Source organism: Streptomyces sp. MA5143a (assembly GCF_900290235.1).
Classification (GTDB): Bacteria; Actinomycetota; Actinomycetes; order Streptomycetales; family Streptomycetaceae; genus Streptomyces.
Genome location: NZ_OLMK01000042.1, coordinates 1 through 21,910 on the forward strand (window position 1 = coordinate 1; position 21,910 = coordinate 21,910).

Sequence of the window (21,910 nt, forward strand, 5' to 3'; positions counted from 1 at the left end):
CCCGGCTGAGCATGAGTTCTGGCAACAGGACCCACTCCCGCTCAGTGTTTAGGAACGGTTTGCCAAGGGGGTGTGCGTCGCGTCGTGCCGACGCGGGCCTTTCGCCACCAGCTTGGCGGCAGCCTCACCCTCCGATTGTCGCCTCGACCCCTCACCCGGCGCATTCCGGTCACCCGGCGTCCGGCCACGCCCCCGGGTCGGGCACCTCCCCCGGGAAAAACCCTGGCCGCGCCCTGTCCAGGAGGCACAGTTGAGCGGGAGTATGCTCGGGTGGGCGGGGTGAGTGTGGAGGTCGGGTGGTTGTCTCTGTGTGGAATGTCAAAGTTCTGGCCCCGGTTTTGTACACATACGGCTCATGACGGGGGGCCTGTAAGGAGCGATAGCCTAGGTGGCGTGATCAGCGCGATAGTTCGCGGGGACGTCGTCGTCCCTGCCCCGCGCCCGGTGAGCACGGACGACATCCGTGACCGGGCGGCGGTCGCTGGTCCTCGCGGGCGGGTGGGGGTCCTGAGGGCCCCCGGAGCGCCGAACGAATTCACCAGGCCGACGCCGAGAGCAGCGTCACACCCCTGTTCGGTGGCCAGAATGGCCGATTACCTCCCGCTCATCTCGCCCCGCGGCATAGCGTCGAAGCAGACCGGACACCCCGTGTTGTGCCGTCGCGTCGGAGGGGCCGAAGCCGTACTTCCTTCTACGTCACGCAACGGCGCGCGACAGGAGCCAGAGGACAATGCAGACCAAGCTGGACGAAGCCAAGGCCGAGTTGCTCGAGAGGGCCGCCCGGGTAGCTGAGAACAGCCCGGTCGGGGGGCACCTACCGACTGGGACGACGAGCGGGAGTGCCGCGGGTGCACCGGACACCCCGGACCATGACACCGTGCTCGCGTTCCTCCAGCGCTACTACCTGCACACCGCCCCGGAGGACCTGAGCGGCCGTGACCCGGTCGACGTCTTCGGAGCCGCCTACTCCCACTACCGACTGGCCGAGAACCGCCCTCAGGGCACGGCCAACGTGAGGGTGCACACCCCGACCGTGGAGGAGAACGGCTGGACCTGCAGCCACTCCGTCGTCGAGGTCGTCACCGACGACATGCCCTTCCTCGTCGACTCCGTGACCAATGAGCTGTCACGGCAGGGACGGGGCATCCACGTCGTCATCCACCCGCAGGTCGTCGTCCGCCGCGATGTGACCGGCAAGCTCGTCGAACTGGTCAGCGAGCCGTCCGCCGTCGCCGCCGCCGCGGCGGCCGTGGCCGCCGGCGAGACGCTTCCGCACGACGCGCACATCGAGTCCTGGATCCACGTCGAGATCGACCGCGAGACGGACCGGGGCGACCTGAAGCAGATCACCAACGACCTGCTGCGGGTGCTGTCCGACGTGCGGGAGGCCGTCGAGGACTGGGAGAAGATGCGGGACGCGGCGCTGCGCATCGCCGAAGGACTGCCCACCGAACCCACCGCCGGAGACCTGCGCGACCAGGATGTGGAGGAGGCCCGCGAGCTGCTGCGCTGGCTCGCCGACGACCACTTCACCTTCCTCGGCTTCCGCGAGTACGAACTGCGCCCCGACGACACCCTCGCCGCCGTGGCCGGGACCGGGCTCGGCATCCTGCGGGCCGACCCGCACCACGCCGGGCCCGACGACCACCCCGTCAGCTCCTCCTTCGAGCGGCTGCCCGCCGACGCCCGCGCCAAGGCCCGCGAGCACAACCTCCTCATCCTCACCAAGGCCAACAGCCGCGCCACCGTCCACCGGCCGTCCTACCTCGACTACGTGGGCGTGAAGAAGTTCGACAGCGAGGGGAACGTCGTCGGTGAGCGACGGTTCCTCGGACTGTTCTCCTCGGCCGCCTACACCGAGTCCGTCCGCCGCGTCCCCGTCATCCGGCGCAAGGTCGACGAGGTCCTCAGGGGCGCCGGGTTCTCGCCCAACAGCCACGACGGACGCGACCTGCTCCAGATCCTGGAGACCTACCCGCGCGACGAGCTGTTCCAGACGCCCGCCGACGAGCTGCGGTCCATCGTCACCTCCGTGCTCTACCTCCAGGAACGCCGGCGCCTGCGGCTCTACCTGCGGCAGGACGAGTACGGGCGCTACTACTCCGCCCTCGTCTACCTGCCGCGTGACCGGTACACCACCGGCGTACGGCTGCGGATCATCGACATCCTCAAGGAGGAACTCGGCGGCACCAGCGTCGACTTCACCGCCTGGAACACCGAGTCGATCCTCTCCCGGCTGCACTTCGTGGTCCGCGTCCCGCAGGGCACCGAGCTGCCCCAGCTGACCGACGCCGACAAGGAGCGCGTCGAGGCCCGCCTGGTGGAGGCCGCCCGCTCCTGGGCCGACGGCTTCGGCGAGGCCCTCAACGCCGAACTGGGCGAGGAGCGCGCCGCCGAACTGCTGCGCCGCTACCACAACGCCTTCCCCGAGGGCTACAAGGCCGACCACAGCCCCCGCTCCGCCGTCGCCGACCTCGTCAACATCGAACAGCTCGGCGAGGAGGAGGACTTCGCGCTCAGCCTCTACGAGCCCGTGGGCGCCGCGCCCGACGAACGGCGGTTCAAGATCTACCGCAAGGGCGGCTCCGTCTCGCTCTCCGCGGTGCTGCCCGTCCTCAACCGGCTCGGCGTCGAGGTCATCGACGAGCGGCCCTACGAGCTGCGCCGCGAGGACCGTACGACCGCCTGGATCTACGACTTCGGGCTGCGCATGCCCCGGTCGGCGGCCGGCGACTTCCTCGGCGGCGACGCCCGGGAGCGGGTGCAGGAGGCGTTCGCCGCCACCTGGACCGGGCAGGCCGAGAACGACGGGTTCAACGCCCTGGTGCTGAGCGCCGGGCTCACCTGGCGGCAGGCCATGGTGCTGCGCGCGTACGCCAAGTACCTGCGGCAGGCCGGGTCCACCTTCAGCCAGGACTACATGGAGGACACCCTCCGCAACAACGTCCACACCACCCGGTTGCTCGTGTCGCTGTTCGAGGCGCGGATGTCGCCCGACCGGCAGCGGGCCGGACGCGAGATCGTCGACGCGCTCCTCGAAGAGGTCGACGCCGCGCTCGACCAGGTGGCCTCCCTCGACGAGGACCGCATCCTGCGGTCCTTCCTCACCGTCATCAAGGCGACGCTGCGCACCAACTTCTTCCAGGAGGCGGCCGGCGGCAAGCCGCACGACTACGTCTCCATGAAGTTCGACCCGCAGGCCATGCCCGACCTGCCGGCGCCGCGCCCGGCGTTCGAGATCTGGGTGTACTCGCCGCGTGTCGAGGGCGTGCACCTGCGGTTCGGGAAGGTCGCCCGCGGTGGACTGCGCTGGTCCGACCGGCGTGAGGACTTCCGCACGGAGATCCTGGGCCTGGTCAAGGCGCAGATGGTCAAGAACACCGTGATCGTGCCGGTCGGCGCCAAGGGCGGCTTCGTCGCCAAGCAGCTGCCCGACCCGTCGGTGGACCGCGACGCCTGGCTCGCCGAGGGCATCCGCAGCTACCGGACCTTCATCTCCGCGCTGCTCGACATCACCGACAACATGGTCGCCGGAGAGGTCGTCCCGCCCGCCGACGTCGTCCGGCACGACGAGGACGACACCTATCTCGTCGTCGCCGCCGACAAGGGCACCGCGACCTTCTCCGACATCGCCAACGAGGTCGCCGAGTCGTACAACTTCTGGCTCGGGGACGCCTTCGCCTCCGGCGGCAGCGCCGGCTACGACCACAAGGGCATGGGCATCACCGCCCGCGGTGCCTGGGAGTCCGTCAAGCGGCACTTCCGGGAGCTGGGCGTCGACACCCAGAGCGAGGACTTCACCGTCGTCGGCATCGGCGACATGTCCGGTGACGTGTTCGGCAACGGCATGCTGCTCAGCGAGCACATCCGACTGGTCGCCGCCTTCGACCACCGGCACATCTTCATCGACCCCAACCCCGACGCGGCCACCTCGTACGCCGAGCGGCGCCGGATCTTCGAACTCCCGCGCTCCAGCTGGGAGGACTACGACGCCGAGCTGATCTCCACCGGCGGCGGCGTCTTCCCCCGCACCGCCAAGGCCATCCCGATCAACGGCCACATCCGGGACGCCCTGGGCATCGAGGAGAAGATCTCCAAGATGACCCCGGCCGACCTGATGAGGGCGATCCTCAAGGCGCCGGTCGACCTGCTGTGGAACGGAGGCATCGGGACGTACGTCAAGTCGGGCGCCGAGTCCCACGCCGACGTCGGCGACAAGGCCAACGACGCCATCCGCGTCGACGGAGGGGACCTGCGGGTCCAGGTCGTCGGCGAGGGCGGCAACCTCGGCCTGACCCAGCTCGGCCGGATCGAGTTCGCGCAGAACGGCGGACGGGTCAACACCGACGCCATCGACAACAGCGCGGGCGTGGACACCTCCGACCACGAGGTGAACATCAAGATCCTGCTCAACGGTCTGGTCACCGAGGGCGACATGACCGTCAAGCAGCGCAACAAGCTGCTCGCGGAGATGACCGACGAGGTCGGCCAACTGGTCCTGCGCAACAACTACGCGCAGAACACGGCCATCGCCAACGCCCTCGCCCAGTCCAAGGACATGCTCCACGCCCAGCAGCGCTTCATGCGCCACCTGGTCAGGGAGGGCCACCTCGACCGGGCGCTGGAGTTCCTGCCCACCGACCGGCAGATCCGTGAGCGGCTGAACACCGGGCACGGCCTCACCGGCCCGGAGACGGCCGTCCTCCTCGCGTACACGAAGATCACCGTCGCCGAGGAGCTGCTGCACACCTCGCTGCCGGACGACCCGTACCTGCACACCCTGCTGCACACGTACTTCCCGACCGCGCTGCGCCAGCAGTTCTCCGAGCACATCGACAGCCACCCGCTGAGCAGGGAGATCGTCACCACCCTGCTCGTCAACGACACCGTCAACACGGGCGGTACGAGCTTCCTGCACCGGCTGCGGGAGGAGACCGGGGCCTCGCTGGAGGAGATCGTCCGGGCGCAGACCGCGTCCCGCGCGATCTTCGGGTCGGGCGCGGTGTGGGACGCCGTCGAGGGCCTGGACAACAAGGTCGACGCCGCCGTCCAGACCCGGATCCGGCTGCACTCCCGGCGCCTCGTCGAGCGCGGCACGCGCTGGCTGCTCAACAACCGGCCGCAGCCGCTGCAACTGAGCGAGACCATCGCCTTCTTCAAGGACGGCGTGGACCTCGTCTGGGGCGAGCTGCCCAAGCTGCTGCGCGGCGCGGACCTGGAGTGGTACCAGCAGATCTACGACGAGCTGGCCGGCGTCGGCGTCCCCGAGGAACTGGCCACCCGGGTGGCGGGCTTCTCCTCGGCGTTCCCGACGCTCGACATCGTCGCCGTCGCCGACCGGGTCGGCCGGACGCCGATGGAGGTCGCCGAGGTGTACTACGACCTCGCCGACCGGCTGAGCATCACCCAGCTCATGGACCGCATCATCGAGCTGCCGCGCGCCGACCGCTGGCAGTCCATGGCCCGCGCGGCGATCCGCGAGGACCTGTACGCGGCGCACGCCTCCCTCACCGCCGACGTGCTGTCCGCCGGCAACGGCACGTCGACGCCGGAGCAGCGGTTCAAGGTGTGGGAGCAGAAGAACGCGCCGATCCTGGGCCGCGCCCGGACGACGCTGGAGGAGATCCAGGGCTCCGACGCGTTCGACCTGGCCAACCTGTCGGTGGCCATGCGCACGATGCGCACCCTGCTGCGCACGCACTCGTAGGAGTACGGCGAGGGGGGCGCCCCCGGGTTCCTCGGAACCCGGGGGCGCCCCCCTGTACGTGGTGCGTCAGGTCGTGATCTTCCAGACCGTGACGGTGCCGCGGATGTCGGGCATGTAGTCCTGGTCCTGGGGCGACTTCACCTCGGTGACCTCCCACAGGGCGAGGTTGCCGTCACTCGTGATCGTGCAGAGGTAGTCGCCCTTGGCGATCTGCTCGTCCCGGTTGATGGACTCGGCGGACAGGCTGTCCGTGTAGGGGTTCTGGTCCGCGCCCGCGCGGCACTCCTTGTCCGTGGAGCCGCTCGCCTCGCCCATGGAGGTGCCGAACGACACCGCCGAGCCGTCGATGCGCAGTTCCGCGTCCTCGTAGTCCATCTGGGAGCTGGTGGGGTCCACCAGCGGCTGGTCGAGGTCCACGTACGTGCTGTCGAGGCCGGAGTCGGGGCCCCGGACCGTGATCGGCACACTGTCGACGATCTTGGTGTACTTGGCGCCCTCGGCGGGCGGCGCGGAGCCCGTGGGAGTTGTGCCGGTGCCCCCGGTGGTGTCTCCGGAGCCCTGACCGTCGTCCGTTCCCGTCTCCGACTCGGTCGGTGTCGGGCTCGGCTTGTCCTTCTCCTCGTTCTTGGCCTTGTCGCCGCTCGCCGTACTGCTGGAACCCTTGTCGTCGTCCTTCTTGCCCATCAGGTACACCGCGGCCGTCGCGCCCGAGCCGACCGCCAGGACGAGGACGAGGGCGATGAGGCCGGCCTTCAGACCGCGGCGGCTCTTCTTGGGCGGCGTCGGGGCGGGGGCGGGGGCCTGCGGGGTGAGGTTGTACGTGTGGGCGGCGGGCTGCGGGTAGCCGTAGCCCGGGGCGGGGCCCTGGGCGGCGGGGCCGAAGCCCGCCATCGGGGTCGCCTGCGGTACGCCCTGGGTGGTGCCCGCCGCCGGGTCGTGCGGCGGGGGCGTGGGAGCGGCCGCCGGAGCCGTGGTCGGGGGCGCCGTCGGAGGAGCCGTGGCCGGGGGCGCCGGCGGCATCTGAGGTGCCGTCGGCTGCGGCGGGGTCTGCGCGGACTGCTCGCGCCGGGCGATCTCGGCGGTGAGCGGCTCCGGCAGCCAGCCGTTGAAGTCGCTGAGGCCGCGGCCCGCCAACTCCTGGCAGAGCGCCGCCAGTTCCTCCGTGCCGATGCGCTCGGCCGGATCGGCGGTCAGGCAGCGCTCCAGCAGGGGCCGCAACCGCTCGTCGAAACCGCCGAGTTGCGGCGGGCGCTGGGCGGTGTTGGCGATCTGCGCGGCGATCGTGATGGCGCCGCCGTCGCCGTACGGGTGGCGCCCGGTGGCGGCGACCGCCGCGATCAGACCGAGGGAGAACACATCGGTCGCCGGGGTGACCCGCTCGCCGAGCGCGTGCTCCGGGGACATGTACTGCGGGGTGCCGATCAGGCCGCCGGACTGCGTCAGTTGGGTGGCGTCGGCGGCGCGGGCGATACCGAAGTCGATGACGTACGGGCCCTGGGTGCCCAGCAGGATGTTGCTGGGCTTGAGGTCGCGGTGGATGACGCCGGCCGCGTGGATGGACGTCAGGGCGCGGGCCGCGCAGCCGACCAGTTGGAAGACGGCGGGCAGCGGCAGCGGCCCGAACGCGACGAGGGCGTCGTGCAGGGGGATGCCGGCGATGAACGCGGAGGCCAGCCAGGGCAGTTCGCCGGTGGTGTCGTGGTCGACGACCGGGACGATGTGGTAGCCCTGGACACGACGGGCGGCCTGGACCTCCTGCTCGAAGCGGCGGCGGAAGTCCGCGTCCTGGCCGTACTCCCGGCGGATGACCTTCAGGGCGACCGGCTGGCCGCCGCGGGTGTGCGACAGATAGACCGTGCCCATGCCGCCCTCGCCGATGCGGGCCTGCAGGTGGTAGCCGGCGGTCTCTCGTGGGTCCTGCGGTCCCAGAGGGCTCAGGATGTCGCCAGTGCTGGTGGTAATGGGAGCCTCCCCCGGTACGGTGCCGAACTCCTGTGCCGTGAGCGGGCACTTGAAGCGGTTCCGAAGCTTATACGGCACTTACGACACCTGGAGCAGGCGTTACGGTTCCGTGTGGGTACCGGTACGTGGTGCCGTAAAAGGGGCTACGGTTCGCGCCGTACCCGGCGCTGCCATTCCTCGTCCCGCACGGTGATCGGCGCCGTCGCCGGGACCCCGCGCACCGTCGGCGCCTGCGCCAGGCTCGGGGGGACCGCAGCCGTCGGGGCCTCGGTGAGCGACAGGGTGTGGAAGGCCGTCTCGATGATGGCCACGGACGTCGCGAAGGGCGCCGGGAGCCAGCCGGTGAAGTCACGGACGTCCCTGCGGGCCGCTCCCGCGCAGTGCTCGGCGACGTCGGCGGCCGAGGGGCGGGCGACGGGGTCGGCGGTGAGGCAGCGGCGGATCACGTCGAGCAGGGGCCGGTCGATGCCGTCGAGGGCGGGCGGGTCGACGTCGGTCGCGGCGATGCGCGTCGCGATGGCGAGCGGGTTGCCCCGGCCGTACGGGTGGCGTCCGGTGGCGGCGACCGCGGCGACCAGACCGAGGGCGAACACGTCCGACGCGGAGGTGACCCGGCGGCCCAGCGCGTGCTCGGGGGACATGTAGCGCGGGGTGCCGATGAGGCGGCCGGCGGTGGTGAGGGTGGCGGCGCCCGCGGCCCGTGCGATGCCGAAGTCGAGCAGCCAGGGCCCGTCGGTGGCGAGCAGCAGGTTGGCGGGCTTGAGGTCGCGGTGGATGACCCCGGCGGTGTGCACGGCGTCCAGCGCGTGGGCGGCGCAGGCCAGCAGTTGCAGGACCGTCGGCATCGGCAGCGGGCCGTGGGTGTCCAGGGCCTCGCCGAGCGGGACGCCCGGTACGTAGCGCGTGGCCAGCCAGGGGCGCCGCGCCGCCGCGTCGTGGTCGACGATCGGCACCAGGTGGTAGCCGGAGACCCGGCGGCCGGTGGCCACCTCGCGGGCGAAGCGTTCCCGGAAGGCCGGGCTGTCGGCGTACTCCGGACGGACCAACTTCAGGGCGACCGGCTGGCCGCCCCGGCTGCGGGAGAGGTACACGGTGCCCATGCCGCCCTCGCCGATCCTGGCGTACAGCGGATACCCGGAGATCTCCCGCGGATCGTCCGCCCGCAGCGGCCCAGGCACCACCCCGCGCATCGACCGGCCCCCTCTGCTCCCGCTCCCACGTCCCCCCGGAGGGTATCGCGGGGGACGCGGCCCCACCCCGTCCCGGACGCAACCCGGGTACCTCCCACGGCCTCTACCTGAGTGGCCCTCAACGGCGCGATGCCTTATAGAGGGAACAAAGCATGATGTTTGGGGTGAACGTGGAGCAGCAGCCGCACTCAGCGACAGCCGGGCCTGCCGTACCCGCCGGGCCGGCCGTGTCCGTCGTCGTCATCGTCTACAACGACGAGGCCAGGCTGCCCACGGCCGTCCGGTCGGTCCTGGAGCAGACGCTGCGCGGCGTCGAGGTCGTGATCGTCGACGACCACAGCTCGGACGGCTCGTACGAGGTGGCCGCCCGGCTCGCCGCCCTCCACCCCGACCGCGTACGGGCGTACCGGCTCCCCGAGAACAGCGGCGGCTGCGGCGCGCCGCGCAACGAGGGCATCCGGCGGGCCCGCGGCGCGTACGTCCTGTTCCTCGACAGCGACGACGTCCTGGAGCGCAACGCCTGCCGGAACATGCTGGAGGCGGCCGAGACGACCGGCGCCGACCTCGTCTCCGGGCTGTGCGTCCGCGTGCACGTGGACACCCGTACGAAGAAGGAGGTCAAGTGGTATCCGTGGCTGTACTCCCGGACACGGACGCTCGACTCCGTCTCCGAGCTGCCGGACCTGCTGGTGTACGACACCCTGTCGACCAACAAGTGCTACCGGCGTGACTTCCTGGTCGAGGGCGGCCTGGAGTTCCCCGTCGGCATCCACTACGAGGACCTGTTCTTCTCCGCCCAGGTGTACGCGGCCGCCCGCCGGATCACGCTCATCCCCAACCGGGTCTACGACTGGAACGTCGTCGAGCGGCCCGGCGCCGAGTCGATCAGCAACCGGCGGGCCGAGATCGCCAACTTCGCGCACCGTATGGAGATCCACCGCAGGGTCGACCGGCTCCTCGCCGACCGGGGTCTGCCGGAGCTGAAGTTCGCCAAGGACGTCAAGTTCCTCAAGCACGACCTGGTGCTGCACCTGCGCGATCTGCCGTTCCGGGACGCCGCCTACCGCCAGGAGTTCGCCGCGCTGGCCAACGCCTATCTGGCGTCGATCGACCCGGCCGCGTACGACGAGGTCGAGCCCATCCACGCGATCTGCGCCTATCTGCTGCGCGAACGTGACTGGGACAACCTGCTGCCCGCCGTGGACACCCTCACCAACCGCGACAAGGTGTCCGCCCCGATGGCCGAGCGCGACGGGCGGATCTACTGGTGTGCCGAGCACATCGAGGAGGACCCCTTCGCACGGCGGATCCTGGACGTCACCGAACTCGGCTACCACGCACGGCCGGTCGGGAAGATGTTCCTGCGCAACGAGCTGACCGAGTACACGCGGCCGGGGCGCAGCGGAGTCGTCCGGCTCGCCGGCCGTGTCACCAACCCCCTCGGGGTCATCCCGCCCGGCGCCCGGCTCACCGCCGAGCTGGAGTTCTACGCCCGCCGCCCCGGCGTCCGCTTCCGGACCTTCCGGGTGCCGGTGGCCGCCGTACGGCACGAGGGCCCGTACGTGTCGTGGGAGGCCACCGCCGACATCGAGAAGGTCCTGCGGCCGCTCGGCATCGTGGACGCGGTGTGGGACGTCCGCCTCCATCTCGGTGTCGACGGCGAGCGGACCTCGACGCGGCTCACCGCCGCCGAACCGGGCCTCGCGACCGGGCGGCTGCCGGTCCGCCCCCGACTCACCCGGCTGGTCGCCGACCGGGTCGAGCCGCACATCTCCGCCCGCGGCCACCTCGCCTTCCGGCTGGTCCCGGACAAAAAGGCCAACGATCTCGTCGTCCGCGGCCTGCGCGGCACCCCCGGGCGACTGGCCAAGACCGGCTACCGCAAGGCCAAGGCACTGCGCAAGAAGGCCACTTCAGGGGACACGAAGATCCGCCTCTATCACGAGGCGTTCCTGCGGCTGCCCCCGCGCCGGCGCCTGGTGGTCTTCGAGAGCCACCTCGGCCGGCAGTACAGCGACAGTCCCCGGGCGATCTACGAGGAGATGCGACGCCAGGGCCTCGACTTCGAGGCGGTGTGGTCGTACGCGGGACGCCCGGACGGCTTCCCCTCCGACGCCACCCTCGTACGCCGCTGGTCCCTGCCCTACCTCAGGGCGCTGGCCCGCGCCGAGTTCTGGATCGACAACCAGAGCTACCCCCTGAAGCTGACCAAGCGGCCCGGCACGACCTACCTCCAGACCTGGCACGGCTCCGCCCTCAAGCGCATGGGCTTCGACGAGCCGAGCTGGAAGCTCAAGTCCCGGGCCGCGCAAGCGGAGCAGCAGCGCACCCTGGACCGCTTCGACCGCTTCCTCATCCGCTCCGAGCACGACGTGCGCACCCTCGCCAAGGCGTTCCGCCTCCGCGAGAAGGCACTGCTGCGGGTGGGCTACCCCCGCAACGACGTCCTCGTCCAGGCCCGAGGTGCCACCGAACGCCCGCCCCTGGCAGCTGAGTTGGGCATCCCCGCCGACAAGAAGGTGCTGCTGTACGCGCCGACGTTTCGTCAGTCGGGGCAGAAGCGGTTCGCGCTGCCGTTCGACGTGGAGCGCTTCGCGGAGACCTTCGGTGACGAGTACGTCCTCCTCGTCCGCGCCCACTACCTCAACCACGTCGTGCTCCCACCGTCCGTGCGGGGCCGCGTCGTCGACGTGTCCGGCCACCACGACGTGACGCCCCTCCTCGCCCTGGCCGACGCGCTGATCACGGACTACTCGTCGGTGATGTTCGACTACGCGCTCCTGGACCGCCCGATGCTGTTCTTCACGTACGACTACGACGCGTACGTGCACGAGGGCCGGGGCACCTACTTCGACCTGATGGAACGGGCACCGGGGCCGGTGGTCCGCACGGAGGACGAGCTGCACGCCGTCCTCGCGGGCTCCTCGCTGGAGGAGCAGTCGGTGAAGTACGCGGCCGCGCGGGAGCGGTTCACGGCCGCCTTCGGCGAGTACGACAAGGGCACGGCCGCGCGGCGGATCGTCGACGAGTTCTTCTCCGACTGGAGGCGCAAGTGACCGGGCAGCGGGACGGGCGGCGGGACATCTTCCTCGTCGCCAACAGCGTCGACGAACTGGGCGGGGTGACCAGCTGGACCCACCAGATGGCCCGGCTGTTCACCGAGCGGGGCCACCGCGTCCATGTCATCGGCATCGCCACACCGGAGGACCCGCACGACCTCGGCGACCTCCCCTACCCCACGACCAGGCTGTACGACGGCCAGCCGCCCGCCCCCGGCCGGGCACGGGACGCGAGCATGCGGGACCGGGCCGCCCGGCTGACCCGGATCTTCGGCGCGGCCCGCCCGGGCGCGGTCGTCGTCGTCACCCAGGTGTGGGCGATGGAGTGGGTGCGGCGCGCCGACACCCGTGGACTGACCGTCATCGGCATGAGCCACGAGTCGTACGAGACGGCGAAGGCCAGCTCCCGCTTCCGCCGCGTCCTGAAGTACTACGCGGACGTCGACCGCATGCTCGTCCTCACCCGTGAGGACGCCGACCTGTGGATCGGCGAGGGCCTCAACAACGCCTCGTTCATGCCGAACGCCGTGCCCTGGCTGCCCGACGTGCCCTCGCCGCGCACCGGGAAGGCCGTCGTCAGCATCGGCCGGCTGAGCGACGAGAAGGGCGTCGACATGCTCCTCGACACCTGGGCGGAGGTCGCCCCCGCCCACCCCGACTGGACCCTGCGGATCTACGGGTCCGGCGAGGACGAGGAGCTGCTGCGCAAGCAGTGCACGGCACTCGGCCTCGACGACGCGGTGGCCTGGATGGGCCGTACCGCCGACGTCCCGGCCGCCCTCCGGGAGGCTTCCGTCTTCGCGCTCTCCTCGCGGGGCGAGGGCTTCCCGCTCGCCCTCATGGAAGCGATGGCGATGGCCGTCCCGTGCGCGGCGTTCGACTGCGCGCCCGGCGTCCACGAGATCGTCACCGACGGCGAGGACGGCCTGCTGGCCCCGCCCGGCAACACCGCGGAACTGGCCCGCAAGCTGGACCTGCTGATGTCGGACAAGGCACTGCGGGACCGCATGGGCGACAGGGCGAGGGAGAACGTGCGGCGGTACGGGACGGCCGAGATCGTGGACAGGTGGGAGAACCTCTTCGCGTTCCTGGAGAGGTGACGGCCCCGGCGGTTCACGGGGAGCCGGCGGGGCGGGGGCGGTCAGGCGGTTACTTCTTGCCGCCGGTGAACTTCTCGTACTCCTTCAGCACCTCGTCCGTCGGCCCGTCCATCCGCAGCTCGCCGCGCTCCAGCCACAGCACCCGGTCGCAGGTGTCGCGGATCGACTTGTTGTTGTGGCTGACGAGGAACACGGTCCCGGCGTGCTTGCGCAGCTCACGGATGCGCGCCTCGGACCTCTTCTGGAAGGTACGGTCGCCCGTCGCCAGCGCCTCGTCGATCAGCAGCACGTCGTGGTCCTTGGACGCGGCGATGGAGAACCGGAGCCGCGCCGCCATTCCGGAGGAATACGTCCGCATCGGCATCGTGATGAAGTCGTCCCTCTCGTTGATGCCGGAGAAGTCGACGATCTCCTGGTACCGCTCACGGACCTGCTCACGGGACATCCCCATCGCGAGCCCGCCGAGGTACACGTTGCGCTCGCCGGTGAGGTCGTTCATCAGCGCGGCGTTCACCCCGAGCAGGGAGGGCTGGCCGTCGGTGTAGATCCGGCCGTTCTCCACCGGCAGCAGCCCCGCCACGGCCTTGAGCAGCGTCGACTTCCCCGACCCGTTGGTGCCGATGAGCCCGATGGCCTCGCCCCGGTACGCGGTGAAGGACACGTCGCGCACGGCGTGCACCTTGCGCACACCGGCCGCCTTCTCGCTCTTCCGCCGCCGGAGCATGCGGTTCAGCGCGGCGGTGGCGGTGCCGCGCCCGGCTCCCGTGCCGTTGACCCGGTAGACGATGTCGACGCCGTCGACGACGACGGTGGGGACGGGCTCGTCCACGACGGTGCGGGCCCGTGCGTCGATGGCGCCCCGCGTGTCCCGCCGCGTGCCCGGGAGGGTGTTGGTGTCAGCCACGGCCGTACGTCTCCTCAGCCTTCCAGAAGTAGATGAATCCGCCGACGCCCGCGACGAGCGCCCAGCCCGCGGCGACCGCCCAGACGTGGTGGGGGAGTTGGCCGCCCCCGAAGCTGTCGATGAGCGCGAACCGCATGAGGTCGATGTAGAGCGCCGCCGGGTTGTACTCCAGGAACAGATGCACGGCGTACGGCAGATCGCGGTTGGCCAGGATCCGGTCGATGCTGAACATCACGCCCGACGCGTACATCCACGTACGCAGCACGAACGGCATCAGCTGGGAGATGTCGGGGGTCTTGGCACCGATGCGGGCCATGACCATCGCGACACCGGCGTTGAACACGAACTGCAGGGCCAGGGCGGGCACGATCAGCAGCCAGGACAGGGTGACCGGCACACCGAACGCCAGCAGGATCACGGCCAGCGCGGCCATCGAGAACAGCAGCTGCTGGAGCTGCTGGAGGCAGTACGACACGGGGAGCGAGGCCCGGGGGAAGTGCAGGGCGCGGACCAGGCCGAGGCTGCCGGATATCGCCCGGGTGCCGGCCATGATCGAGCTCTGGGTGAACGTCCACACGAACACGCCGGTCACGAGGAACGGCACATAGTCCGGGACGCCGTGCTTCGTGCCCATCAGGACGCCGAAGATGAAGTAGTACACGGCCGCGTTGAGCAGCGGGTTGGCGATCTGCCAGATCTGGCCGAGCTTCGCCTGGCTGTACTGCGCGGTGAGCTTCGCCGTGGCGAAGGCCGTGATGAAGTGCCGCCGCGCCCACAGCTGCCGTACGTAGGCGCCCAGGGAGGGGCGGGCCCCGCTGACGGTGAGGCCGTGGCGCGCGGCGAGCTGCGCGGGGGTCTCGGCGGGGGTCTCGGCGGAGGCCGCGACGCCGGTGGTCGGGGTGCCGGTATCGGTCGGGGGCGGTGTGTCGAGGACCTGGCTCACATCCGCTGCTTTCGCTAGGTGGGGGCGGGCGACGGGACGGGGCGGGTGCCGCTCTCTTACTTTTCTCGGCGTTTCTCGGTACTTCTCTTGCCCTGCCCTTACGTCGGGACGGGACCGTATCGTCGTTACGTGAGCGTAAGCCGATCGGACGTCGGAACGCAACCGTTTCGTCGTGACGCCCCTATGCTGGTCGGCATGACGACCAACGCCGACCCCTCCGCGGCTCAGCCTCCGCCCCGGCCGCGCCGCCGGGCACCCGCCGGGGCGGCCGTGCTCCGCGAGGACGTGACCGAGGCGATCAGGGCGGCGGTGTTCGAGGAGCTCGCGGCCGTCGGCTACGCCCGGATGTCCATCGAGGGGATCGCGCGGCGTGCGGGCGTCGGCAAGACGGCGGTGTACCGCCGCTGGCGCTCCAAGCTGCACCTGGTGCTCGACCTGGTGTCGGCCGTGGCGGTGCAGGGGCTGCCGACACCGGACACGGGGTCCCTGGAGGGCGACCTCCGGCTGCTCTACGAGGTCACGTCGCGCGCCCTGCGGCACCCTGTGGCCGGGCAGATCATCCCCGACCTCCAGGCGGAGGCCGCCCGTAACCCCGACATCGCCGAGGCCATGCAGAAGGCGCTGAGCGAGGGACAGCAGAGCGTCGCCGTGGGCATCGTCGCGGCGGCGGTCGCGCGGGGCGAGGTGCGCGCGGGCGTGGACGAGAACCTCGCGCTGGATCTGATCTCCGGTCCGCTGTACTGGCGGTCGGTGGTGGTCCGCACGCCGAAGCTGCCGAAGGGGTATCTGGAGGGGCTGACGCGGGCCACCGCGGCGGCGTTGCGGGCGTTGTAGGGGGCAGGGCGGTCGGCGGTTGGCGGGTGATGGCCGGCCGGTGGGCCGGCCCGAGGTGGGGGCGGCTCAGGTGCGTGGGGCTCCGCGGCCGCGTGGGGGTTGATCGCGCAGTTCCCCGCGCCCCTTGGGGCCTGGCCCTGGTGGCCGTTCCTCGGGCGGTGGCCCGGCGGTCCGGCCCTGAGGGTCGGGGGAAGCCGGGGCTAGTCGGTGTCGAGCTGGTGGGCGGCCCAGATGTAGCTCTCCGGGAGCAGGGCGGTGATGGGGACGGCGCGGAGGCGGTCGGCCTGGCCGACGATGACCTTGAGGGTGGGGAAGTAGTCGAGCAGGACCTGGCGGCACCGGCCGCACGGGGGCACGACCCCGCGGTCCCGGTCCCCGACGGCGACGATCGTGTCCAGCTCGTAGGCGCCCTGGGCGGCCGCCGCGCCGATGAGGACCAGTTCGGCGCAGGGGCCGCCGGTGAAGTGGTAGGCGTTGACCGCGGTGACGATCCGCCCGTCCCGGGCGCGGGCCGCCGCGGCCATGGTGTGGTTGTCGCCCTGGCAACGGGTGCGGGCGACGTGCGCCGCAGCCCGGATCAGCTCGTGATCGACGTCATCGCTCCGCATGGTCCTCTTCCTGTTCTTCTGGGCCGGCCGCAGACGTTGCCTCGGACGACCGGCCCGACGCAAGTGCATATCGCCGGACCCGGCGCACCGAACGGCTCTACGCGGCCGACCGCCGGGCGAGTTCCCCCAGCTCCGCCGCACGCAGCACCGATTCGAGCCGTCACCGTGTCACCCCTGCCCGCATCCCACCGGCCCCTTCGGACCCGAATGTCGCCGCCGCGCATCTCCACCCACTCCTCCAACTCCGCACCGCCGACCTCGCGGACCCCCTCCGGACCGACTACGCGAACCGGGCCGAACACCGTCCCCGAAAGCCCCTCCACTCGCGTCGCTCGATCCAGCGTCACCTTGAAGGAGTTCTCCCGCAGAACGGCGTACGAAAGATCCGCCCCACGAAGATCGACGTCCAGGAGTGACGCGCCCATCAGGCGGGCCCCGCGCAGGGACGCGCCCGAGGCGTCGACCTCGCAGAGTGACGCCTTGACGAGGGCCGTGCCGTCGAGCACCGCACCACGCAGGACGGCGTCGTCGAGATTCGCGCGCACGAGCGAGGCGCAGGACAGATCGGCCCCGGAGAAGTCGGCGCCCTGAGCGTCGGAGCGGTAGAGGTCCGACCCGACGAGCTTGCCGCCCGCGAGCTTCGCATCGGTGAACCAGCTTTCCGAGAGGTTGACGCCGGAGAGGTCGACGCCGCTCAGGTCGAGGCCGCTCAGGTCGAGGCCGACGGCATCGTGCCCACGGATCCGTGCACCGGACTCGTGCCACTCGAATGTCGCGAGAGGGAGGTGGTCCCCGGTCGTGATCCGCAGGGACGCGAGGGTGCCGTTGGGATGCCATCTCCTGGCCTCCCCGACCGGTTCCCTCCGTGACTCCTCGGGCACTGCGGCTCAGAGTAGGTCGGTCAGGTCCGGGCCCCGGCCGCCGATCACGTCCGGGGCCTTGACACCGTGGCCCTCGGCGCTGCCGAAGTACGTCGGATCGCCGGGCTCGGCGGAGACCCCCAGCAGGGCCTCGAGCGACTGCAGGGCCACTGCGAGGCGCGGGGCGTTCCGCTCCTCGACCTCCGGATGCCGCAGGCCCCGGAAGTCGAAGGGTCCCCAGATGTCGTGGAAGACGGCCAGTTCCGCCCAGACCCCGGGCGCATCGGGCGCCACCGTCAACTCGACCAGCCGGTGTTCCCCGTGCTTCTGCCCCCTCGAGTCGGTCCAGGTCCCGGACCCCACGACGAGGATGCTCCCGACCTGAGCGTCGGGGAAGCCCACGGGGCGGCTCCGTGCGACACGCAGGGGTACTTCCTCGTCGTCGATCGGCCCCGGGAGTGACATACGAGTGCTGAGCCCCGTGCCGCCGCTGCCGTGCACGAACCAGTCCCATTCGAGGCTTTCGGGCACAAGGAGTTCGTGTTCACGCAGAACGGCGGACATCCGGGCCGCGACGGTCAGCGCGGATTCCAGGCCACGGGGCACGAACTCTTCGAGATCCCACGTCCATGACGCGCACTCTCTCGGAGAGCGCAGGAGCGTGGACATCACTCAGTACCGTCCCGACAGTTCCTCCAGCGCGTCGAGGGAAGGGGCTTGCCGGGGAAGCTCTTCGGAGAAGTGACCGAGGTCCGGGCTTGGCGGTGACTGACGCAGCCAGTCCAGCGCTTCGAGGCTGCCGAGCCCTCGTCCGTGTGCCTCGCGGAGTCGCAGCACCCACCCCGCTCCGGCCTCGAACGCGTCGTCACCAGCCGCCGTTCTCGGTTCGTAGCCTGCGGCGTTGTCGCCGGTGGAGGCCCATACGTAGCCCAGCGTCCGGCCGTCCCGCTGGACGGTGAAGTAGCGCACGGGGTGGTCCGTGATGTCCTCGTACTCGTTCTCCGTCCTGGGGAGGACGGACAGGAGCCGACGGGACCGCGTCGGCACCTCGAAGGTGCCCCATGAGTCGGTGTAGGCGGGACCTTCGACCGTCAGGTCCTCGAAACCCGTCGTCGTGGGGGTTGCGTGGCGATTGGGATCGCCCGGTTCGGGGGCGTCGCCGAGCAGGTCCGAAACGGCTTGCAGAGCGGCTGTCAGCCGGGGCGCGTTCTCGGCGTGGATCGTCGGCTGTTCCCGCTCGCGGGTGTCCATCGTCAACCACGCGTCGGAGTAGGTTTCCAGCGTCACGACGATGAGGCCGGCCTTCCAGATGTCGACCTGGATGGTGAACAACTGCTCCGCGCGGTGCTTGACCCCGGACTCAAGCCAGATACCGGGGCACTGGATGCGAAGTCCCGTGAGGAAGTCCCCTTCGAAGGCCTCCGCCCGCGCCAGGGCATCCGCAAGAGCCGTCCCGGGCGCGAGGGGGTCCGCCTCCAGAGCGAGACCCCGCACGTCGAGCCGGACGTCCCGTGCGTCGTGCATGGCACGAACCGAAAGCCCCACCTTGCCCACGGGCACCGCGAGTTCCTGCCGGGCCAGCACGTTCCAGACCGCCACGGCGATCTCCGCCGCCTGCGAGGGCCTGGCGTCAGCGGTGGCCGGCGTGACTTCCCATGTCCAGTCGCCGATGGGTTCCGTGGTGATCACAGCGCGTCCTTGGGGTCGGTCTTGCTTCCCGGCGGGATGGTGAGGGTGCCGTCCTCCAGGCGTATGACGAAGGTGATGCCCTCACCCTTGGGGCCGCCTCCGCCGCGGTGGATGTCCATGAGGGCATCGTAGGATCCGTCCGCCTTCCAGCCCGCGACGGTTCCCCTGCCGCCGTCGACGAGCAGAATGCGGTGGTCGGCCTCGGACTTCGCCAGCTGAAGCAAATACTTTCCGCGGGTGATCTCCTTGATGGGATCCTCCGGGTCGTTGAGGTGCTTCATCTGGTAGCCGTATACCTCGCCGGACGCGTCCTTGATACGAATGTCCAGGTCGGAGCCGACGGGCACCTTTACCTCGAAGTCGATGGCGTGCGCCGGGACGCCGCTGTCGACCAGGGCGTTGGCGAAGACGATCTGGTCGGCGCCGGGCTGGAACATCTGTTCCTTCCGCGCACCCAGCGACGAGACGACCTGGCCGAACTCGTCGCTCTGGTTGAAGCGTCCGGAGGCGATGATCTCGGCCACCTGCTGGCCGTTCGGCTCGTCGGCCAGCCGGGCGAGGGCCCGCTCGAGCACATCCGGCTTCGGACGCTGCTTGCCGGGGATCCCCTTGACCGCGTCGCGGATCTGCTGCTCGGTCTCGCCGCCGCGCACCATCGGCTGGCCGTCGCCGCCCGGTGTCCCGCCTTCGGAGCCCTCATCGCGACCGCCGCCGGGCCCGTCACTGCCGCCGGGCCCGTCACTGCCGCCGGGCCCGTCTCCGCCGCCGGGCCCGTCACTGCCGGATCCGTCTCCGTGACCACCACCGGCCGGGCCGTCTCCGTGACCACCCGGCGGGGTTTCCGCATGGCCGCCGCCCGGCGTCTCACCGTGCCCGGCCGAAGGTGACTCGCCGCGCCCACCGCCGGTCGGGCCGTCGCCGCGTGAGCTCCCACCGCCGGTCGGCGTCTCGTGGCTCCCGGACGGCCCGCGGCCCAGGTCGTCGGCGCGCCCGCCCGGCAGGCTGTCCGCACGGCCGCCGGGAAGATTGTCGGCACGTCCACCCGGCAGGCCGTTGTCTCCGACCCGTCCCGTGCCGCCCAGGTCGTCCCCGACCCGCCCGGTCCCGCCCAGTTCGTCGCCCACGCGGCCCACAGCCGCGGCACCGTCGTCCACCCTTGCCCCGGCCCCCACCAACTCCTGCTCGGGAGTCCGTACTTCGGCGCCCCGCTCCGCCACCGTCCCCTCGTGCCTGATGCCGTCCAGGGACTCCCGGACGGTGCCGTCGGCGTTGTGCATGATCAGGGTTTTGGTGTCGAGGTAGACGACCTCGCCCTTGGGGGTCTCCATGCGGACGCTGTTCTCGGGGGTCAGGCCCGCCGGGAGGTCGTCCGCGAGGTTCGGGGTGTCGGCGATGCGGTAGGTGCCCTCGCCGAGGCGGATGTGGGTGCCGTCGGTGATGCCGCGCAGGCTCGCCATGACGTCGCTGATCTTCACCGCGGTCGCGCCGACGCCCTTGGTGATGTAGGTCATCGGGTCGACGATCCGGCCGGCCTTGCCGGCGAAGGAGATCGCCTTGGCGATGGCGCCCGCCTTGCCGGCGCCGGAGACCGCGCCGCCGGTTCCGCCGGTGAAGATGGTGGTGACGACGTTGAAGGTGACCGCCCCGGCCGCGCGGGAGGGGTTCTTGCCCCACTCGTCGTAGGCGATCAGCGCCTTGCCCGTCTCGACGACGGCGGTGCGGGAGTCACGCAGCCAGGAGGGCAGCTTGTCCGCCGGGGTGAGCCAGTACGCGGCGCCCAGCGGGGTCGCGGTGATCGCGATACCGGTCAGGAGCTTGCCCAGGCCCGTCCACGCCTGCCCCGCCGCGTCCCAGCCGTTGAAGCCGACGAGGGTGCCCAGGCCCTTGATGGTGCCCCAGACGCCGTCCACGACGAAGCCGACGGCGAAGTCCCAGACGTGTTCGTGGATGTAGTACCAGGGGTTGGACTCCTCCACCGGGTCGCCCCAGGGCAGCCCGCCGGCGTTGTTCAGGTCCTCGCCCCGGTAGCCGTACATGTTCTCTTTGTTCGAGCCGTCGTTGACGACCAGCGGCTCCCCGCCCACCAACGCGACGATCTTGTTGTAGCAGTCACGCTCGGCCGCCTGGAACGCGGCGTAAGCGGCGTTGATGTCGGAACGGCGGTTGTTGTTCTCCTCGACGAGATCACCGTCGGCACGCCACTCGTCATCGTCCGCGATCTTCGCGCGGAAGGCGATGGCGTCGCGGCGGAGCTGCTCGAACTTCTGCTTGAGCGGGCCGACCGCCGCCGCGTAGTCGTCGAGGGCGGAGGCCACGGTCCCCAGCTCGGTGGAGAACTCCTCGCCCTTCGCCGCGACCGGCGCCGTCGTCGCGAACAGCTGGTCCGCCTCCGGCGCCTTGTAGTACGCCGACAGGCCGCCGAAGCGGGTGTCGATCGCCGAGCCCGAGTCCTTCAGCGAGGTCCCGGCCGACCGGATGCCGCTGATGTGCTGGTCCAGCAGCTCCAGATTGCCGGTGAACTCGGGGACTTCCTCCGGGATGACGGGGATGTCGTCGCTCACTTCGGCCCCTGCCCGCCGTCGCCGCCGACGCCGGGCGGCGGGGGCACCACCGTCGCCTTGAGCGCGTTGGCCTGGTGCTGGGCGGCCATGTCCAGGTCACCGGTGACGTACGCGTTGGTGGCCTTGGCGGCGCCCTGCACGGAGTCGATGGTCCGCTGCGCCATGAACGCCAGCTTCTTCTGCCGTTCCTCCAGGTACTTGCTCAGCGCCGCCGCCACCGGGCCGACCGGCACGCGTGGGGTGCCGGCGGCGACCGGTCCGATCATGGGGCCGCTGAACTGCCCTCCTGGCACGGCCGTTCCGGCCGACTCGGCCGCGCTCGCCATGTTCGTCACCAGTGAGTTGGCGGCCTTCTCCAGACCGCCCGCCGCTTCACCGGTCGAGTTCAGTGTGCTCTGGACGTGGACCGGATCGATGTCCCAAGCCGGCATCGTCGTTACCCCCGTAACGTTCGCTTCCCTCAGTACACACGCGCAACCGGTACCGTTCGGTT

General features: G+C 70.9%; 14 protein-coding genes. 4 read left to right on the forward strand and 10 right to left on the reverse strand.

Going from position 1 to position 21,910, the window contains the following annotated elements; genetic code table 11:
• Nucleotides 1-730 precede the first annotated feature (730 nt).
• The gene (locus tag SMA5143A_RS19450) at nt 731-5,707 is read left to right on the forward strand and encodes an NAD-glutamate dehydrogenase (RefSeq protein WP_107464182.1); all 4,977 of its coding nucleotides are present in this window, start codon (nt 731-733) and stop codon (nt 5,705-5,707) included.
• 66 nt (nt 5,708-5,773) lie between these two features.
• On the opposite strand, the gene SMA5143A_RS19455 is transcribed toward SMA5143A_RS19450, so the two are convergent.
• Together SMA5143A_RS19455 and SMA5143A_RS19460 are read right to left on the reverse strand one after the other, a co-directional pair.
• The gene (locus tag SMA5143A_RS19455) at nt 5,774-7,747 is read right to left on the reverse strand and encodes a serine/threonine-protein kinase (RefSeq protein WP_308812040.1); all 1,974 of its coding nucleotides are present in this window, start codon (nt 7,745-7,747) and stop codon (nt 5,774-5,776) included.
• A 65-nt stretch (nt 7,748-7,812) separates the two neighbouring features.
• Nucleotides 7,813-8,859: a serine/threonine-protein kinase gene (locus SMA5143A_RS19460; RefSeq protein WP_181361932.1), complete on the reverse strand. Its 1,047-nt coding sequence runs from the start codon at nt 8,857-8,859 to the stop codon at nt 7,813-7,815.
• Between the two features lie 152 nt (nt 8,860-9,011).
• On the opposite strand from SMA5143A_RS19460, the gene SMA5143A_RS19465 reads away from it, so the two are divergent.
• Both SMA5143A_RS19465 and SMA5143A_RS19470 read left to right on the forward strand, forming a co-directional pair.
• Entirely contained in the window at nt 9,012-11,915 is a 2,904-nt protein-coding gene (locus SMA5143A_RS19465) for a bifunctional glycosyltransferase/CDP-glycerol:glycerophosphate glycerophosphotransferase (protein ID WP_258193616.1), read from the forward strand.
• Nucleotides 11,912-13,018, forward strand: a complete 1,107-nt coding sequence (locus tag SMA5143A_RS19470) for a glycosyltransferase (protein ID WP_107464183.1) — start codon at nt 11,912-11,914, stop codon at nt 13,016-13,018. Before SMA5143A_RS19465 ends, SMA5143A_RS19470 begins: the two co-directional genes overlap by 4 nt.
• Before the next feature lie 49 nt (nt 13,019-13,067).
• On the opposite strand, the gene SMA5143A_RS19475 is transcribed toward SMA5143A_RS19470, so the two are convergent.
• Complete coding sequence (locus tag SMA5143A_RS19475; protein ID WP_375136518.1) at nt 13,068-13,922, reverse strand: ABC transporter ATP-binding protein; 855 nt, start codon at nt 13,920-13,922, stop codon at nt 13,068-13,070.
• On the reverse strand, nt 13,915-14,865 hold the full coding sequence (locus SMA5143A_RS19480; protein WP_107464184.1) for an ABC transporter permease: 951 nt from the start codon (nt 14,863-14,865) through the stop codon (nt 13,915-13,917). The genes SMA5143A_RS19475 and SMA5143A_RS19480 overlap by 8 nt, the downstream gene beginning before the upstream one ends.
• Before the next feature lie 195 nt (nt 14,866-15,060).
• Here SMA5143A_RS19480 and SMA5143A_RS19485 point away from each other — a divergent pair, with 195 nt between their 5' ends.
• The gene (locus tag SMA5143A_RS19485) at nt 15,061-15,699 is read left to right on the forward strand and encodes a TetR/AcrR family transcriptional regulator (protein ID WP_181361933.1); all 639 of its coding nucleotides are present in this window, start codon (nt 15,061-15,063) and stop codon (nt 15,697-15,699) included.
• A 200-nt stretch (nt 15,700-15,899) separates the two neighbouring features.
• Here SMA5143A_RS19485 and SMA5143A_RS19490 read toward each other — a convergent pair whose 3' ends face one another.
• Genes SMA5143A_RS19490 through SMA5143A_RS19515 form a run of 6 tightly spaced genes read right to left on the reverse strand, consistent with a single transcriptional unit; the run spans nt 15,900 to nt 21,848 of the window.
• Entirely contained in the window at nt 15,900-16,307 is a 408-nt protein-coding gene (locus SMA5143A_RS19490; protein ID WP_107464186.1) for a cytidine deaminase, read from the reverse strand.
• Nucleotides 16,277-17,188, reverse strand: coding sequence for a pentapeptide repeat-containing protein (locus tag SMA5143A_RS19495; RefSeq protein WP_107464187.1), 912 nt, complete (start codon nt 17,186-17,188; stop codon nt 16,277-16,279). Before SMA5143A_RS19495 ends, SMA5143A_RS19490 begins: the two co-directional genes overlap by 31 nt.
• A gap of 6 nt (nt 17,189-17,194) precedes the next feature.
• The gene (locus SMA5143A_RS19500) at nt 17,195-17,824 is read right to left on the reverse strand and encodes a hypothetical protein (protein WP_107464250.1); all 630 of its coding nucleotides are present in this window, start codon (nt 17,822-17,824) and stop codon (nt 17,195-17,197) included.
• Between the two features lie 15 nt (nt 17,825-17,839).
• Nucleotides 17,840-18,856, reverse strand: a complete 1,017-nt coding sequence (locus SMA5143A_RS19505; RefSeq protein WP_107464188.1) for a hypothetical protein — start codon at nt 18,854-18,856, stop codon at nt 17,840-17,842.
• Nucleotides 18,853-21,417: a hypothetical protein gene (locus SMA5143A_RS19510; protein ID WP_107464189.1), complete on the reverse strand. Its 2,565-nt coding sequence runs from the start codon at nt 21,415-21,417 to the stop codon at nt 18,853-18,855. Before SMA5143A_RS19510 ends, SMA5143A_RS19505 begins: the two co-directional genes overlap by 4 nt.
• Nucleotides 21,414-21,848 carry a DUF6507 family protein gene (locus SMA5143A_RS19515; protein ID WP_107464190.1) on the reverse strand — a complete coding sequence of 145 codons (435 nt, stop codon included), beginning with the start codon at nt 21,846-21,848 and terminating at the stop codon, nt 21,414-21,416. Before SMA5143A_RS19515 ends, SMA5143A_RS19510 begins: the two co-directional genes overlap by 4 nt.
• Between the last annotated feature and the right edge of the window lie 62 nt (nt 21,849-21,910).